The organism is Pedobacter sp. A2324 (assembly GCF_059693705.1).
In genome coordinates this window covers 20,654-38,545 of the sequence record NZ_JCASSK010000007.1, presented here as the reverse complement: position 1 = coordinate 38,545, position 17,892 = coordinate 20,654, and the positions used below count along the sequence as shown (strand labels likewise).

The 17,892-nt window shown below is 40.3% G+C and carries 10 protein-coding genes; 2 read left to right on the top strand and 8 right to left on the bottom strand.

The window, feature by feature from the left end:
- Positions 1-11: 11 nt before the first annotated feature.
- The 7 genes from AC570I_RS19290 to AC570I_RS19260 all read right to left on the bottom strand — a co-directional run bounded on the left by AC570I_RS19290 (position 12) and on the right by AC570I_RS19260 (position 13,371).
- A complete protein-coding gene (locus AC570I_RS19290) occupies positions 12-2,564 on the bottom strand; it encodes a zinc-dependent metalloprotease (RefSeq protein WP_497406791.1) in 2,553 nt (850 codons plus the stop codon).
- Positions 2,565-2,572: 8 nt separating this feature from the next.
- The gene (locus AC570I_RS19285) at positions 2,573-3,988 is read right to left on the bottom strand and encodes a RagB/SusD family nutrient uptake outer membrane protein (protein ID WP_497406790.1); all 1,416 of its coding nucleotides are present in this window, start codon (positions 3,986-3,988) and stop codon (positions 2,573-2,575) included.
- An 11-nt stretch (positions 3,989-3,999) separates the two neighbouring features.
- On the bottom strand, positions 4,000-7,365 hold the full coding sequence (locus tag AC570I_RS19280; protein WP_497406789.1) for a TonB-dependent receptor: 3,366 nt from the start codon (positions 7,363-7,365) through the stop codon (positions 4,000-4,002).
- Between the two features lie 110 nt (positions 7,366-7,475).
- Complete coding sequence (locus AC570I_RS19275; RefSeq protein ID WP_497406788.1) at positions 7,476-8,606, bottom strand: FecR family protein; 1,131 nt, start codon at positions 8,604-8,606, stop codon at positions 7,476-7,478.
- Between the two features lie 68 nt (positions 8,607-8,674).
- Entirely contained in the window at positions 8,675-9,268 is a 594-nt protein-coding gene (locus tag AC570I_RS19270; RefSeq protein ID WP_047801296.1) for an RNA polymerase sigma factor, read from the bottom strand.
- A gap of 163 nt (positions 9,269-9,431) precedes the next feature.
- Positions 9,432-10,856, bottom strand: a complete 1,425-nt coding sequence (locus tag AC570I_RS19265; protein ID WP_497406787.1) for a sugar MFS transporter — start codon at positions 10,854-10,856, stop codon at positions 9,432-9,434.
- Positions 10,857-10,917: 61 nt separating this feature from the next.
- Positions 10,918-13,371 (bottom strand): glycoside hydrolase family 3 N-terminal domain-containing protein, encoded by a 2,454-nt coding sequence (locus AC570I_RS19260; RefSeq protein ID WP_497406786.1) that lies wholly within the window; start codon positions 13,369-13,371, stop codon positions 10,918-10,920.
- Positions 13,372-13,680: 309 nt separating this feature from the next.
- On the opposite strand from AC570I_RS19260, the gene AC570I_RS19255 reads away from it, so the two are divergent.
- Positions 13,681-14,415 carry an NUDIX hydrolase gene (locus AC570I_RS19255; protein WP_497406785.1) on the top strand — a complete coding sequence of 245 codons (735 nt, stop codon included), beginning with the start codon at positions 13,681-13,683 and terminating at the stop codon, positions 14,413-14,415.
- Positions 14,416-14,478: 63 nt separating this feature from the next.
- Complete coding sequence (locus tag AC570I_RS19250) at positions 14,479-15,309, top strand: CE1 family esterase (RefSeq protein ID WP_497406784.1); 831 nt, start codon at positions 14,479-14,481, stop codon at positions 15,307-15,309.
- A 17-nt stretch (positions 15,310-15,326) separates the two neighbouring features.
- Here the strand turns inward: AC570I_RS19250 and AC570I_RS19245 are convergent, their stop codons facing one another.
- Entirely contained in the window at positions 15,327-17,891 is a 2,565-nt protein-coding gene (locus AC570I_RS19245; protein ID WP_497406783.1) for a M1 family metallopeptidase, read from the bottom strand.
- Between the last annotated feature and the right edge of the window lies 1 nt (position 17,892).

Here is a 17,892-nt window from a genome sequence, read left to right as displayed (position 1 = left end):
GTTATTAAGCCTTAGTAATTTAAACCCGGAATCGGCGATTCGTTTACTATTTTATCCAGCATCTGCTTTAAGTACTGATAGTGGATTTTAGTATCATAATCACTGGTTTTCGAAATTCCGTTAGTAATATCCTTACGCAGATCTTTAAGGTGTGCGAAAGCAAGCGACTTCACATTAGAGTACAATAAAACATCTGTAGGGGTAACAGAGGCCAGAATATTATCAGTAGATCCCTGCAATGCGAAGCGTTTGTTATACATGGTAATAATACTTCCTACATACATTTTCTGTAAAGCACGGCGATATTCGTCTGTAGCTTTACCGCTGGTTATTTCACTGAAAATACCCGACTTAAGATCTTTTAACCACTCTCGCGGAGAATAGGCACCCTTACCGTAATCGCGTTGGTTAATCATCATTCTATATAAGCGGGTTTGCGAAGTTACTGATGCCACTACTCCCTGCTGTACGATCTGAACATCGTTAAAAGAAAAACCAGGATCTATTTTGTTCAGAATATCTTTATTGAGCAACCATTTTGGTGTAGTAAATACCTGCTCGTTATAGAACTTAATGGTTTCTTTCTGACGGGCAAGACTTACCGGCTGATAAACAGCACCGGGCTGGTCGTATGTTTTCTCGGTAACCATTATACCGCCAAGATTTTTAAGCACATGGAAAACATAGCGGCTATACTGACCAACTGCTTCTTTGTACATCTCCTTAAGGTCCGAATAATCTTCGCCATCTTCCCTGGTCCAGTTAATCAGTTGTGGAACTATTCTTTTCAGGTTCTTAATTCCATACAGACCGGCTTTGATGTTATCATCGCTTAAATCTTCGGATTGAGAACGCGGATCCTGATCTCTACCTTCGCCACCAAACCAAAGCCTTTTATTCGAAGCAAGACTATCGATGGTAATTTTGTTTAATATTTTCTTGTCTTCTGCAGCATTTGCAGTTCCAAAAATCGGCTTGTAACCCCACTGAATTGCCCATTTGTCGTAATCGTTAATACGAGGAAAAATCCCGGATTCGCTGATATGGTCTTCAGGCTGCGCTACGTAATTGAAACGTGCATAATCCATGATAGACGGCGTATGCCCATGAGCTTCTACCCATTTTTTATCTCTCAGTTTTTCAACCGGCACAGTACTGCTTGCGCCCATGTTATGACGTAGGCCTAATGTATGACCAATTTCGTGAGAGGAAACAAAACGGATCAACTGACCCATTAATTCATCATCGAATTTGTTTTTGCGTGCCCTTGGATCGATGGCTCCTGCCTGGATCATATACCATCTGTGCACCAGGTTCATTACGTTATGGTACCATCCGATGTGGCTTTCAATGATTTCGCCGGTACGTGGATCGGCAATGTTTGGGCCATAGGCATTTTGCTGAGGTGAAGCAAAGTAACGGATCACCGAGAAGCGCGCATCGTCCAGGCTCATGGTGGTGTCTGCTTCCGGCCATTCTTTAGCCACAATGGCATTTTTAAAACCGGCCTGTTCAAATGCTTTTTGCCAGTCGTTTATACCTGCAATCAGATATGGTCTCCATTTCTTTGGAGTAGCAGGATCAATGTAGTAAACGATCTGTTTTTTAGGTTCTACCAGTTCGCCTTTTTTAAACTTTTCCATGTCTTCTTCTTTGGGTTCTAACCTCCAACGGTGAATAAAAGCTTCCTGCTCTACCTTCTGCTGGTCATCTTTATACCTGATATTTGCACTGGCAAAGAAACCTACCCGGGCATCGTACATCCTCTTGCGCATGGGTTTTTCGGGAAGCATTACAAATGAGGTATTCATTCCCAAAGTAATGGCACCGGCCTCGCTTGTAGCTGGTAAGCGCCCCGCAAATGAAGTGTAGGTTCTGATGGTTTTAACCTCTGTGTTAATAGGAAAACTTTTTACACTTTCAATGTAAGAGCGGTCTGCCACCTGTGCCGCCAGATTGTAAGCTTTTTTATTTTCAGCGTCAAAAGACAATAACGGAGTTTCACTTAACAGGAAGTCTGTTACGTCAATCACAACAGATGAAGAATCTTTTCCCTTCGCCTTAATTGGGAAAGCTGCCATAATCGGGTTCATATTCGAACTGGCCACAGCTTTTGAAATCATATCTGTCGAATCGGCTACACTCACCGTTGCCGATACTTTAAGAAACAGCTTATTTGACGGGCCTAATTCCCAGTAAATTACCCTCGAACTTACCTCTTCGCCGCCATAATTTCCTGCTCCGGGAGTTGATTTACTTAACCTGTTTACAGCTAAAATTTCTTTATTAAGCAACTTATTGGGAATTTCAAAGAAATATTTATCCGCAATTTTGTGAACGGTAAATAATCCCTTTTGCGTTAGCGCTTTCGAAGTAATCACTTCTGCGTATGGCTTTATCGGATTTTTAAGCGAATCGGTTTTAGGCTTTGGTGCAAGTGCTGTTGCCACGTTAGCTTTATTTTTCTTCTTTAAAATACTGCATGATTGGGCGGTTGCGCCAAGCATGCCGATGGCTAAGGCCAGGTAAAAATACCTGACCTTAAATTGGTTTCTTGTGTTCATTTGTGTGTTTAGTAACCTGGGTTTTGTGTTAAATTATAGTTGGCATCTATCGCTGCCTGAGGAATCGGAAATAATTTAGATTTTGGAGTGTAGCTGGTTTTAACCGCCGACAATACAGCATCAGCCTGTCCGGTACGCCTCAAATTGTTCCAGCGAAATGCCTGTTCACAGAAAAATTCCTTACGGTTTTCCAATGCAATATCGTTAATCAGTGTAGCTGCATCTGTTGCTGCTGTTAAGGTTGCTCCTGCCCTGTTTTGAATAGCATTCAAATCGTTTAAAGATCCGCTTAAGTTCATGCCCATTCTGGCGCGTGCCTCTGCCCTGATCAAATATTGCTCAGCTAAACGCATTACGATTTGGTACTCCGTAATACCTGCGGCTATTGCCAACGCCTGAGTACGATGCTTGTATTTAAACGGATAGCTATAGGTTTCGCCGGAAAATGTTGTGCTAGCCATCCAGCTTATCCGACGCTGATCTGTAGTTAAAAACAACTGGATCAATCGTGGATCTATTCTGTAATTATAAGTACTCAAGGTAGTTAATGTTGATGGAATAAAAGTTGTAGCTTCGTTGGTATATTGGTTTGTTGCCGCTACCGGTGGCGGAGTTTGCCAGATACTTTCAGTACTGTTTTTTATAAACAAACCTGCTGCAATACTGGCTTTTGGGATTAAACTATACTGTGATGAAGCGATTACCTCTGATGCATTTGATTCTGCAGCTGCGTAATTATTTGTGAACATATAAACACGGGCCAGAAGTGCTGCCGCAGTAAATTTATTAACCCCTATCCTGTCGCCCGATGTTGCCGAATAATCGCTAAGTAAATTTGCCTTCGCATCAGTTAAATCTGCTATGATCTGATTATAAACATTTGCAGTAGTTTCTCTTGTCTGAAATGCGGTGATGTTTGGGTCGGTTACTAAAACCAGGGGCACATCTCCAAATTCATTTATAAGGTTAAAATAACAGTAAGCCCTTACAAACTTAGCTTCTGCAGTATATTGTTTTTTGATGGCATCAGATGTTCCTGACGTATTTTGCAGGCCTAAAATAATAGCATTTGCACGGTAAATAACAGTGTACCACTCAGCAAACACCGTAGGATGACTGGTGCTTACATTAGAATAGGTATTATTATTTAACTCCTGAAAACCTGCAGCCGTTCCAAGATAAAGCAAATCATCAGCTTGCAAAGAACTGTACAGGGTTATGTTGTTATTCTGGGTAGCAGTTTGTGATAATGTGCTGAACAATGCCGAACGGGCACTGGTTGCAAGTTTATCGGATGCAAAAACCAAATCAGTAGTCACCTGGTTTACAGGAGGATCGATTTCAATAAGTTTTTCACATCCTGTATTAACTAATGCGGTTAAAGCCATCATTATGGCCATTATTTTATATATCGATTTTGACATGATGTTTGAGATTAAAAAGTGAATTGTAAACCTCCGGTTATCGTACGCAATGGTGGTGTTACTACACCCTGCGATTCAGGATCGAAACCTTCATAATTGGTAATGGTGAACAGGTTTTGTGCCTGTAGGTAAACACGGAGCTGTGTGCCTGTATCTTTCGATAGCCATTTGGTAGGCAGTGAGTAAGATATGTTTACGTTTTTCAACCTGATAAAAGAGGCATCAACAACCGAAGCGTCAGAACCAGTGTAGTAAGAATAAGCGAGGTAAGCTGCAGATCCTGCTGCACCACGTGTTCCTGCCGATACAAGATAGTCCTGAGAGCCAAGTGCCAGGTAATCATTTACTACACTTAATGCAGCATTGCTAAAGTATCCAGGAGGATAGAATGATGAAGTAAGCAAGCTTCTACCCTGCTGCTTAACAAACTGGAAGGTAAAATCTAAAGTAAGCTTTTTGTAAGAAAGACTGTTGGTAATACCGCCGAAAAATTTAGGATAAGATGTTCCTGCAAAATAACGGTCGCCACGGCCTGTTGCAGCAAAACCTGTTGTTGGGCTGTTTACCCCGCCAACGCCATTAAAATCGGTAAACATGGGTAAGTTAGTTGCCGGATTTATACCTGCATACTGATAAACATAATAGGAACTGATCGGATTTCCTACGATATAAGTTGTATAATAAGAAGATTTTTCAATGTCGGGAAACGAGAGTAATTTGTTGCGGTTCGCACTGATATTGAAAGATGTAATCCAGTTAAAATCCTTGTTTTTGATGTTCGTACTTGTTAAGGTAATTTCCCATCCTGAGTTTTGTACCGTTGCAGGCAGATTACTCTGATAACCAGAAAATCCGGTTTGTGTACTTACAGTCTGATTAATTAACTGATTACTGGTTCTGTTACGGTAATATGATCCACTGATCGACAAACGGTCTTTAAAGAAAGCTAACTCTAAACCAACATCCAGTTTTTTAGTTTCTTCCCATTTATAATCAGGATTAGCCAGACGTGATGGATTTAAGCCTGTAGATCCGGCATAATTATAAGTTGATGCAGTATAAGAGTCAAAATATCCGTAGTCGCCAATATCATCACTACCCACAATACCGTAACTGCCACGGACTTTACCAAAGCTAAACCAGCTGAATTTATTTTTTAAGAAGTCTTCCTCAGAGAAAATCCAGGCGCCACCGACCGATCCAAAGTTTCCGAATTTGTTATTAGGACCAAATCTCGATGATCCGTCTCTTCTGTAATTTACATTCAGAATGTACTTATCCATTAAATTATAATTCACACGTCCAAACAGCGAAGTGTATTTATAATCGATAGAACTACTTGTTGTACTTACAGTAGTTGCTGCTGTAGAGGTTCTTAAGAAATCATCTGACGAGAATCCTGATGCAGAAGTACTATATGGCATTTTTGATTGCTTGAACTGATAAGAACCACCTGCAAGTGCATTTAATGTACCTTTCCAGATTTTAAGGGTGTACGTTAACTGCGGTTCCAGTATATAGTTATTAGTATAATTATATACATAGCTGGCAGTACCCGATGTTGGTGTAAAATTTGGATTAAGTGACGTTAGTGGCCTGATGGCTATCTGAGTCATATCAGTTTTACTATATCCCAAACTGGTTTTAAAATCCAGTCCTTTTGCAATATTGTATTTCAACAACAAATTAGTCAACAGGTTAGAGGTACGGTTATCATTGGTTTGGTTTAAATATGCCAATGGATTACTAATCCCCCCATCCCAGTTAAAACTTCCATCTGCCTTGTATAAAGGGAAGTTTGGAGGTAGTGCGTAAGCCCAGCTAGCTAAATCTGTTGTTGAAATATTGTTCTTATCTGTAGAATACATTGCAGATAAGGATAAACTGAAACGCTGATCAAGTGAACTGTGGTTCAGGTTGAATTTACCACCTCCTCTCTGATATCCCTGATCGCCAGGATACACATTACCTTCCTTATGGTATGTTCCGCTCAGGTAAAAATTAGTACGGTTATCTCCACCAGATAAACTTGTATTAACATCATGTGTTTTAGCAGTATTTCCAAGCATATACCTCTGAAAATCGGTATACCCATTCTGGTCCCAAACCAATAGATCGGGAGCTGTGGTTACACTTGGAGTTGCCGGATTGGTGGTATTGTTTGCAAAGGCTTTTCTTCTCAAGGCAAGATATTGCTCAGTTCCCACAGTTTCTACAAAATGTGTAACTTCTGAAACTCCTGATGAAGCATTTACGTTAAATTTTGTTGCTCCGGCCTTTCCTTTTTTGGTTGTAATTAAAATTACACCATTGGCTCCTCTTGATCCGTAAATAGCAGTAGCATCGGCATCCTTTAACACTTCGATACTTTCGATATCAGAGGGATTAATTGTGTTCATCGGACTGGTATTTCCTTCTGCAGATGGCAAGGCAGATGTTGAAGTTGCAGTTGATATAAAAGAAGCTGTATTAATAGGTTCGGAAAGAAAAGGTACACCATCAATAATATACAGAGGACGATTTGCTTTTACACCATTTAATCCGATTGCATTTGCACCTCTAACCTGAATATTAATACCTGCACCTGGTAAACCATTGGTTTGTGTTATGGTAACACCTGCAAGACGTCCTTGCAGCGCCTGTAAAACATTGGTAACCGGCTGATCAGCTATTTCGTCTGCACTGATTCCAACCTGCGAACCTGTATTAAGGCGACGTGTGGTTGTACCATAACCAATCACCATAATTTCATCCAGTTTTGCAGGATCTAAAACCATTTTTACAGTTAAGGTTTGTGTAGCAGTTACTTCTATAGTTTTATAACCAATATATGATAGAACAAGAGTCGGATTTTCATCAGTAGCAGCAATATAAAACTTACCGTTGTTTCCAGATATCGTTGATCTACTGGTGCCTTTTACTTTGATCACCACACCGGGTAAGGGCGTACCGGTTTCATCCAGCACCGTACCAGAAACAGTAATGTTATCAAAATAACCGGTAACCTTATCCAGAAAGGTTTTTTCCTGAATAATTACAGTTTTATCTTTAATAGTATAAGTGAGTGATTGATTAACTAAGCAGCGTTTTAGTACTTCGTTGATTTCTGTGTTGCTAACATTAATATTTACTGGTGTAGATTTAGAAACTAAATCCTGATCGTAAATAAAATCGTAACCTGTTTGTATTCTAATCACTTTGAATACATCAGTTAAATTGGCATTTTTTTGATTAATAGTAACCCTTTGCGCAAGTGTAGTTGCACTTACCTGCATCATTACGGCCAATAACAGGAACGTAGTTACACGCATAATCAGTAGAAATTTTTGGATACGGACAGATGCCCCACCCAGTTTGTTTGGGTAAAATTTGTACATTTGTTTGGTTTTAAAGTTTATTAGTCAGTCGATTGATTTTGAGCTCTAAAAATCCTAAGCCGGAGGTGTTCCACCACTTCTGGCTTTCTTTTTAGAACCACGTTTTATTTTTATCTGGTTACCGTGATCCTCCTTCCTTCAATATTAAAATGAACTTTTCCAGTTTGCTCCATTACTCCTAAAATGGACGAAATATTTTTGGAGCGTGAAATCCATCCCCCCAGGTTGAGTTTCTGAGGCGCATCATCACTGTATACAATTTCCACATCATACCAGCGAGCTATCTTACGCATAATGGTCCTGAAATCATTATTCTCTAAAATGAAATCACCATTTTTCCAGTCGATAAAATTCTGTGCATTTACACTCAATACTTTTATGTCCGATCCATTTCCCCGTGCCTGTTGATTAGGTTGAAGTAAAACATCATCATTAACCTTCACGCTACCTTCAAGTAGAGTGGTTTTGGTTGTGCGCTCATCGCTGTAAGCATTTACATTGAAATGAGTACCCAGCACCTCAACTTTCTGATTTTGAGTCTCAACAACAAATGGAATTCTTTTTCCATCAACGGAAATCTTACTCACTTCGAAATAAGCCTCACCCTTAAGCTTTACCCTCCGTTCAACCTCAAATGAAGTCGTAAAGGTTACGGACGAAGAAGCATTAAGCCAAACTTTGGTTCCATCTGGTAAATTAACCTGATATTGCCCCCCGGCAGGCGTTTGAATGGTATTATATTCAGGCTTCTCAACTTGTTCAATCTGTTGAGGCATATTATATACAACTTGGCCGTCGGCAGTTTTCGATATTTTAACTCCTGTTTGATCGGCAAGATATCCGGTTCCGGTTTTATCCAGATCAATGCGTTTACCGTTTGCAAGTATCAAAACGGCTTTATCCCTGCCTGCTTTGATATCTTTGGCTGCAGGCAGATTCGTTAGATAAGATTTTGGATGACTTTGGTTATAAACCAAAACAGCTACCAGCGAAACAATAAGCAACGCGGCGGCGGCATATATAAATGGCATCAAGCCTGTCAACTTTTTCGGTCGCTGTGTAGCGTTGGCAACCACATGCCAAATCTGATCGGTTTGGGCATCGAGAAAACCGTCATCGTAAACAGAAAAGGATTTTTTGTTCAGGTTGATATAGGCAGACTCCAGCCAGGCCTGCTCCTCAGCATTGGCTGTACCTGCAATATACCGGTCTAAAATTTCAATGAATTGCTGTTCGTCCATTTAGTTGATTACGGAATGTTATATGTAATACAACTGTGAAACACAGATTGGGGATAGAGAATTAAAATTTATTTTACGTTAAGGTAATGTACAACCACTAAGATTAAGCCAATCCTCGTTTTTAATATCCTAAGTGCCTTTTTCATTTGATCAGCTGCCGTAGATTCTGTAATTCCTAAACGGGCTGCTACCTCTTTATTAGAAAGGTTCTCCATCCTTCTCAGCTCAAAAACTGCTCTCATACGTGGAGGCAAGCTGGCAATTTCAGCTTCTATCATGGCGGCAAACTGCTTCTCACGAATCAAAGTATCAGTGTAAACACCACTGTCAGCGTTAGCCTGTGAAAATTGATCTGCATAAGCAGTAACCAGATTGTTATGTTTAATCAGATTAAAAATACCATTTCTCAAAGCCACAAATAAATATCCGGAAAGATTGTTGTCCATTTGGATGGACTCACGCTTCGTCCAGATTTTGATAAACATTTCTTGAACAACATCCCTGGCATCGCTTTCATTTCGCAGTTTATTAAAGGCATTTGAATATAACAGGGCGCTGTATCGTTTAAAAATCTCAGTAAATGCCAGATGATCATCATTCTTTAGATGATACAACAACTCATTGTCAGTTAAACTAGAATATGAGATGCCATTATTGGTCATTTCAGCTTTAAATGTTTTTTTTAGTTAGGGACAGGGAGATGCGCAACCAAAAATAGTATTATTTCTCACAAACATGCAACCAATTGTAACAGAAAATATACTTAAACCTGTAAATAACTAAAAATCCGACATCAATCGCCCCAGCTCAAACTTCAAATCACAACTAGTGTCCCCCCTTCACCTCCGTCTGCTCAATTCGCTTGAGATGTTTACTACAGTAAACACCAAAGTAAAGAATAAATAAATAGCACAATAGTGGCAGCACAAAAGAATGATGAACCCCGATTTGATCTGCTACCGCACCCTGAACAAGTGGCATCACTGCCCCGCCTAAAATGGCCATAACCAATAAAGAAGAACCCTGGCTGGTATAAGCCCCCAATTGTGCAATCGATAGCGTGTAAATATTAGAAAACATAATGGAGTTAAATATCCCGATGCCAAGGATGCTGTACATCGCAAACTCACCTTTATTGACCATTGCCGAGATCAGTAAAAGTACGTTGATGGTTGAAAAAATAGCAAGCGTTCTGGCCGGAGCCGATTTACCGATAAGAAAACCAATAAAGTTTAAGGCGATAAATACCAGAAAGAAACTCATCTGAAAAAATGTTAGATCTACAATTCCATAAATCACAGCAAAAACCAAAACAGCAGTTCCAAGCATATACACCATCTTTTTCGATTGACTTAAAGCATGATTCAACGAAATTGACCCTACAAAGCGACCAATCATGGCCCCTCCCCAATAAAGCGATAAATAATTCTTACTCACGGCCTCTTCTAAACCGGTAATTTCTGGTAAGTGTAAAAAGCTGATGATAAAACTACCAACAGCAACTTCTGCTCCCACATAGCAAAAAAGGGCAATGATCCCCCTCGCAAGATGCGGGAACTTCAATACGCCAAGGCCTTTGGTTTGCTCCGCTTCATCCGGTTTAAAAGAAGGTAACTTGACATAAAAAATCAATAATCCCACCAGCAACAGAATACCTGCAAAAATTAAATAGGGAATACGCGTAGCAGAAGCACTAAAACTTCCGTCAGCTTCCGAGAAAAACTCAAAGATTAAATGACCACCTAAAATCGGCGCTATGGTGGTTCCGAAAGCATTAAATGCTTGCGTAAGGTTCAACCTGCTCGAAGCACTGTCTTCTGGCCCCAGTAAAGATACGTATGCGTTCGCAGTAATCTGAAGTACAGTAAATCCAAGACCTAATACAAACAATGCACCCAAAAATAATGGATATACCGAATAAGTTGCTGCCGGGAAAAATAATACGCAGCCTATCGCAGCCAGCACGATTCCAAAAAGGATACCCTTTTTGTAGCCCACTTTGTTAATAGGATCACCTTTAAAATAAGAAATTAAAAAGTAAATCAACGACCCGATGAAATATGCACCAAAAAAGCAAAACTGCACCAGCATAGATTCAAAAAAGCTCAATTTAAAAAGCTGCTTCAAATATGGAATAAGGATGTCGTTCATGCAGGTGATGAAACCCCACATAAAAAACAAAAGGGTAATGGTAATTAAGGGAACGGCGTAATTTGATCTGGTCTGGCTTTCTGCAGTTTTGTTATTCATCGTATGTTAGAAGAATGATGTTAAAAAATTAAACCGTCATCAATAATGGCGGCTTATTGGTCTATTTATTTTTAAGTTCTTTAACAGGACTTGTTGATGCAAATGCTTTATGAACTCTCTCAACAGATAATTCCTTTGGCAATGAGAACTCAGCCGTTTGTTTCACATTTAGTGATGACGACCCTACCGATATTTTATAGATACCCGCTTCAGCAACCCATGCACTTTGGCTTTCCATAAACGAAGCTAAGTCTTTAGGCGACAACGCCAGCTGTAAAGTTTCCGATTGTCCTGGCTTTAATAACTTAGTTTTTGCAAAGGCTTTTAGTTCCGCAACTGGCTTATCAATATTTTGGTGTGGCGCTGAGAGGTAAAGTTGAACAATCTCCTTACCCGCTGCTTTCCCTGTGTTTTTTATGGTAACCGTAGCAATTAAATTTCCGTTGAAAGTTTTATCGCTTAGTTTTAAATCACTATATTCAAAACTGGTGTAAGATAAACCGTAGCCAAATTCGAACGAAGGTTTAACTTTGAAAGTGTTAAAATAACGATAGCCAACATATATCCCCTCTTCGTAAGTTACATTCTCCGGGTTGTCTAACGGTGTACCTAACCAGTTTTTAGCTGATGGTGTATCTTCGTATTTAACAGGGAAAGTCATGGTTAACTTACCAGACGGGGTCACCTTGCCCGAGAGAATATCACTAACTGAATTTCCGCCCTCCTGGCCCGGCTGCCATGACAAAAGAATGGCGTCAACTTTGTCTTTCCAGCTGGCAGTTTCAATTACACCGCCAATATTTAATATCACCACAACTTTTTTGCCTTTGGCATGAAAAGCTTCAGTTACGTTATCAATTAGCGTAATTTCGTCACTGGCAAGGTTAAAATCATTATTAACAGATCTGTCCCCTCCTTCACCTGAGTTTCTACCTAAGGTAATAATGGCTAATGAGTTGGTTTCAGCTTTTTTATTGATCAAATCTTTACTCAAATCCAGTTCAGGTAACCTTTCGGGTAAAGCCAGGATACCACGTTTTTTACGGCTTTCCAATTCAGCAGCTTTTTCCTTTGCAGCGAATGGGGTATACATGTCCTTTAAATCACTATCCAGTTTATAACGAGATTTTTCGAGCCCTTCAATTAAAGAAACAGTATAAGCTTCATTTACATCTCCACTACCTGTTCCACCGGCTATAAACTCGTAAGAAGTTACGCCAAAAGCAGCAATCGGTTGCGCTTTCAAGGTGTAAGGCAAAACTGAATCATTATTTTTCAACAGCACCATGCCTTCTGCCGCAGCATTTCTCGTTACTTCAGCATTCTTTTTAAGGTCAGGCTTATTGCTGTACTTGTATTTTTGCATGGTGGGCGAGTTGAATACCAATGCTAAAATACGCTTCAAATTTACATCTACGGATGTTTTCGATAGTTTGCCATTCTTAAGGTTTTCAAGAATGGCCGTTTTCTGAGCGGGCAGTCCGGGCATAAGGAGGTCGTTTCCGGCTTCCAGTTGCGCAACAACATTACTCGTTCCGCCCTTCAGTGAATTGAAGCCTGCATAGCCTCCAAACCAATCTGTCATCACAATCCCCTTAAATCCCCACTCATCCCGAAGAATATCAGTCAGTAAATCATGTCTTGCTGAAGTATAGGTTCCATTAATTAAGTTGTAGGATGACATCACCGTCCATGGATTTGACTCCTTCACAGTGATCTCAAAACCCTTCAGGTAAAGCTCACGCATGGTCCTTTCAGTGATGTTTTCGTTTATGGAAAGACGATTGGTTTCCTGGTTATTCGCAGCAAAATGCTTGATCGAAGTCCCTACCCCATTCGCCTGAATTCCGTTAACCATCGCAGCAGCGATCTTTCCCGCCACAAGTGGATCTTCAGAATAGTACTCGAAATTATGGCCATTCAATGGGTTACGGTGAATGTTTAGCGCAGGTGCTAACAATACATCCACACCATATTCTTTTACCTCATTCCCCATTGCTTTTCCCACACTTTGGATTAGCTCAGGATTCCACGTAGAGGCCAAAGCCGTTCCCACTGGAAATGCGGTACAATAGTAAGTATTTTTATTATTATCACGAATAGGTTTAATGCGCAACCCTGCTGGGCCATCAGCTACAATAATTTCCGGAATACCCAAACGTTTAATTTCGTAGGTACCACCAGCAGCGCCAGGAACACGGCCTTCTATTGCGCCAACTACCGGTGTTAAGCCGTCAAAACCAGGCATTCCTGTACCCATCAGCATTGATGCTTTTTCATCATCGGTCATTTTGCTGATCAAATCATCTATCCGCTCGCCCAATGGTAATCTGTAATCCTCGTATTTATCCAACTTCCCGTTCTTATTTAAATCTGCAAATGTGAAACCATTAATGGTAAGCGTAGCAATAGGATTTTTGTTTTTATCGCCGGCATTTTTCCACGAGATATTTGACAATACCATTGCCCCCAGCAGCGAAAGCTTGAGCACCCTGTTTACGTCGTTCTTTTTCATGATTTATATATTATTATTATTCAATGTGATTGAAGTTTCAAGCTTCATAACGAAGTCATCAAAATGGGTTAAATAATTCATCTACCTAAATTTAAAAATACGTTCTGGAGTGCTCATCATTAAACAAACGGTTAAGTATCTGATAATCTTAAGTGCTAACAATGCAATACAAACCTGATGAGAAATAAAGATTGGTTAGAAAAAATCTAAAAATTTTATTATTGCTTCATTATGAAGCAATATTAGCTTGTTTAATCTGGAAAAACAAATTATTAATTTAGATCCCCTAAAAAATGTTACCTTGAGCTGATGATTAATAGAGAAATTCAGGATGCAAGCGCCGATCTATGGGCAAAATCTTTACCCCACTTATCGATTGATAGCGTGGTATTTGGATTCATAAATAACACCTTGAATGTGTTAATTCTAAGAATGAGTGGCGACGATCAATGGATTCTCCCAGGTGGGTATATCAACAAAAACGAATCAATAGACGACGCAGCACAAAGGATATTATTCGAGCGAAGTGGCGCCGAAAAAATCTTTCTGAATAATTTTGGTGTCTTTGGCAACCTTAACCGTTCCGAAGATTATTTCGCAGATTATCCTGATGATTTATGGCATAAGCAAAGGTTTATCACCATTGGCTACTATGCCTTGGTAGATCATACCAAAGTTACGCCAGTTACCGATAGCTATTCCGACCGTTGTGAATGGATGCCCGTTTACAAATTGCCTAAAATGGTGATGGATCACGAACATATCATCGGAAAAGCATTGGAGTCGCTCAGAGAGCATATTAGCTACAAGCCTATTGGCTATAACCTGCTGCCAGAAACGTTTACCATGCCGGAGTTGCAGGCACTTTACGAAACGATATTGGGTCAGAAACTCAACCGCGGCAACTTCTACAGAAAAATACTTCGTTACAACATCCTTATTAAACTGGATGAACTACGGAAAGGCGGCGCACATAAAGCACCCAACCTGTATAAGTTCGATGAGGAAAACTATCAAAAGGCTTTAAATACCAATATATGGTAAGGTAAACTTTTCAAATGGAATGGTTTTTCTTAAACTTTCCAACAATGTGAAAGTCTTATGGATATGTTAAGCAAAAAACGGTTCTACACATATTTCAAAATGCTCATGCTGCTAAGCATAGGCATTGTCTCTTCCCTACAGGTAAAAGCATCAAAAGCTCCCTCTCCACCTTCGTATACAATCATGCATTGGAAGGTAAACGATACCATCAGAGAGGCTTTGGTATACATCCCGGCGACAGCGAAAACGAAACCTACACCAGTCATCTTCGCGTTTCATGGCCATGGCGGAACAATGGAAAACATGGCAAATACAAGGCAATTTGAGAAATTATGGCCCGAGGCCATTATTGTTTGCCCGCAAGGCCTTAACACCCCCGGCCAAATCACCGATCCAAAGGGCGCAAGAGCCGGATGGCAAAAAGCACCGGGCGATATGAACGACAGAGACCTGAAGTTTTTCGACAGCATGCTTACCAAATTCGAAACCGACTACAAAGTCGATAAAAAACGCATCTATGCAACCGGGCACTCAAACGGGGGTAGTTTCACTTACATTCTTTGGGCGGTAAGGGGCAATGTCTTTGCAGCATTTGCACCATCGTCTGCAGCCGCCCTGAAACTTATCGGCCAACTCAAACCGAAACCCGCCCTGCACATTATCGGCGATACTGACCCACTGGTAAAACCAGCCTGGCAGAAACTAATGTACAACAATGTAATGAGGATCAACAATTGCAGCAAAACCGGAGAGGCTTATGCAAAATATGCTACGCTTTATCCATCAACATCAGGAACACCATTCGTGCTATACGAGCATCCCGGAGGGCATGTTTACCCTCAGGAAGCAAATGAGGTTGTGATCCGGTTTTTCAAGAGCTGTACGCAAAAGTAGTATATTAATCAGGGCACTTATTTATCCGGCACAATCTTTTGCGACCGGTAAAGATGATCAGTAGCCTGCAAAATTTTACCTTTCAACTTAGGATTATAATCAGGATACTTTTTCAGAAAATCAGTTACAATCTGATAGGCCTCTTTTGATTGATAGCTACTGAAAATTGCGCCAAGCCAAGATTGAGGAAAAAATATATCCCCTGTATTTTTGATTTCCTCGAGAAGCTCCAGACTCTTTGGCAAATATTTTATAGAAGTCGACTGTCTTAATGGATGGTTTAGATAAGTTAATGCACTGCCTACCCATGCCTCTTTCTGCCTGTTTTTCCGTTCAGATAAACTCGCAAACAAAGAATCCCGCTCTTTTACGTCAGTTGATAGCGCCGGCATTAAAAAACTTATCCTGTTTTTTCGCTCCTGATTGGTAATCCTGTCACGCTGTATCTTCAAATAACTCGAAACGGTATCACTCTTAAGCGCAAGAGTGAAGGCTATGCCGGTAAAATCATCTTCTGTCAACTTAATTCCTGTCGGCCCCTTTTGGGTTTTCCATATCTCAACAAGCTTCATCCCTCCATCTTTACTCATATAAACGCTCTGATAAGTTCCAAACAAAGCTTTCTTATTGTTCGAAAGCGGTGTAGATTGCATGGTCTCCCACAAAACGCTTTCCAGTTCTGGCGATTTCTCCAACCGCTGAGCAGGCTTGAGGAACGACCAGTAAATACCCGAAATATAACCACCCAAAAGCCTGAGATTCATTTCGTCTTTTTCCTGTTTTATATTTTCGGCAAAAAGTTGAAGCAATTCAGCAGGCTTCACGTTACGTCCAGCCAGCATGTTTTCATAAGCATTGATATAAGCAGATGCACGCTCCAATGGGGTTTTTAAATCCGAAAACCGCTTAGCACTGTTTGGATCCAGTGGAAATAAACCATAGCCCATCGCATCACTGTTAAATAAGATGTACAAAGGCTTGCCCAGTCCCTTCGCTTCTTTTACCTCAACCTCAGGCTGGTTCATGTTAATCGCAATTTGTTTTTTGCCATCAGGGTAAAATAACGTTATGCTAAAAACCTGTGGCCATACTGCATTTGCTCCAACCTCCGCGTGCTGCATAACTTTTAACTGATCAATCTGATTGTTCTTAAAACTAATATCGTAATCAAATACAGGTCTTCCTGCTGTGTTTACCCATACCCTATTCCATGCTTCAAGGTTTTCACTCGTATACATTCCCAGAATTTTAATCAGGTCATTCCATGTTGCATTGCGGTAAGCATATTTTTTAAGGTAAGTCCTGATACCCTGCTGAAACTTGTCTTTTCCCATTAAAAGCTCTAGCTGACGCATCATAATCGGCGCTTTGTGATAGATAATGTTGCCATACATCGATCCTGCGTCCTGAAGGTTATCCAGCTGCTGCCTGATTGGATTTGCACCCAATGTACGGTCTACACCATAAGCTGCCGGATAATGATCCTGTAAAAACTTCAGATCAAAAGTTTCTTTCCCCATCAATTTTTCCGTCACCTTGTCTGCCATGAAATTTGCAAAAACCTCTTTCATCCAAACATCATTAAACCAGTTCATGGTCACCAGATCCCCAAACCACATGTGGGCAGTTTCGTGAGAAATCAGATTAGAGCGGCTAATGAACTGATCCTTGGTCGCGCCCTCATCCAAAAATAAACTGGAAGATTTATACTGTACTTCTCCAGGATGTTCCATCCCTCCAAACTGAAAATCAGGAACGGCAACAAAACCTATTTTTTGAAAAGGAAATGGAATCGCAGTCCAGTTTTCCAGAAAACTAATCGCATCCGAATGGGCTTTGAAAATAGAATCAACGCTTAATTTGATCTTTAAACTATCAGTTTCCCTGTGTAGGAAGGCATAGTTATATTTTTGGATATTCTTCTCTAATGCGGTATATTTCCCTGCAGTGAATGAAAATAAATATGTTGGCAAAATGTCTGTTTGCACAAAATCATACCGTATATTCCCCCCTTCACTGCTGCTGCTTTTCAGCTTTCCGTTTGCTAAGGCTTTCCATCCTTCAGGAACGGTTAAGCTCAAAACAAAACTGGCTTTAAGGTTAGGCTGATCAAAACATGGGAAAGTATTCCTGGCATGATCTGGAACAAATAAGGCATACAAATATTCATTATTTCGGTTCAGCGATTCGTTCCCCGCAATGAAACTAATCTCAATTTCATTTTTTCCTTTTACAAGATATTTCGCAGCAATAATCAAATGCTCATTAACAAGTTGAACAGTCACCTGTTCATCATTCACCTTCAACATCTTAACATGTGTAGATGGCTGTTTGAAATCAATTTGCAAATCCTCCACATGATCTTTTAAAATGAAACTAAGCTGCTCTTCTCCGGATATGGCTGCATTCAGCTGTGGAGGGATAGTGAAATGAAGTTCATATCGGACATTGCTGATCAGCTCGCTCCTCCTCAACGCCAATTGTTCCGACACCCCCGGTTTTATTTCGAGGCTTTTTTGAGCTGTGCTGTCGAATGGAATGGAAAATAGTAATACTAGAGAAAAGGCAAAAAACTTAAACATG

Excerpts from the sequence above, each read along its gene's own strand:
- AC570I_RS19260 (WP_497406786.1), bottom strand. The coding sequence starts at position 13,371 with ATGAAAAAGAACGACGTAAACAGGGTGCTCAAGCTTTCGCTGCTGGGG.
- AC570I_RS19285 (WP_497406790.1), bottom strand. The coding sequence starts at position 3,988 with ATGTCAAAATCGATATATAAAATAATGGCCATAATGATGGCTTTAACC.
- AC570I_RS19250 (WP_497406784.1), top strand. The coding sequence starts at position 14,479 with ATGTTAAGCAAAAAACGGTTCTACACATATTTCAAAATGCTCATGCTG.
- AC570I_RS19290 (WP_497406791.1), bottom strand. The coding sequence starts at position 2,564 with ATGAACACAAGAAACCAATTTAAGGTCAGGTATTTTTACCTGGCCTTA.
- AC570I_RS19265 (WP_497406787.1), bottom strand. The coding sequence starts at position 10,856 with ATGAATAACAAAACTGCAGAAAGCCAGACCAGATCAAATTACGCCGTT.
- AC570I_RS19270 (WP_047801296.1), bottom strand. The coding sequence starts at position 9,268 with ATGACCAATAATGGCATCTCATATTCTAGTTTAACTGACAATGAGTTG.
- AC570I_RS19275 (WP_497406788.1), bottom strand. The coding sequence starts at position 8,606 with ATGGACGAACAGCAATTCATTGAAATTTTAGACCGGTATATTGCAGGT.
- AC570I_RS19280 (WP_497406789.1), bottom strand. The coding sequence starts at position 7,365 with ATGTACAAATTTTACCCAAACAAACTGGGTGGGGCATCTGTCCGTATC.
- AC570I_RS19245 (WP_497406783.1), bottom strand. The coding sequence starts at position 17,891 with ATGTTTAAGTTTTTTGCCTTTTCTCTAGTATTACTATTTTCCATTCCA.
- AC570I_RS19255 (WP_497406785.1), top strand. The coding sequence starts at position 13,681 with ATGATTAATAGAGAAATTCAGGATGCAAGCGCCGATCTATGGGCAAAA.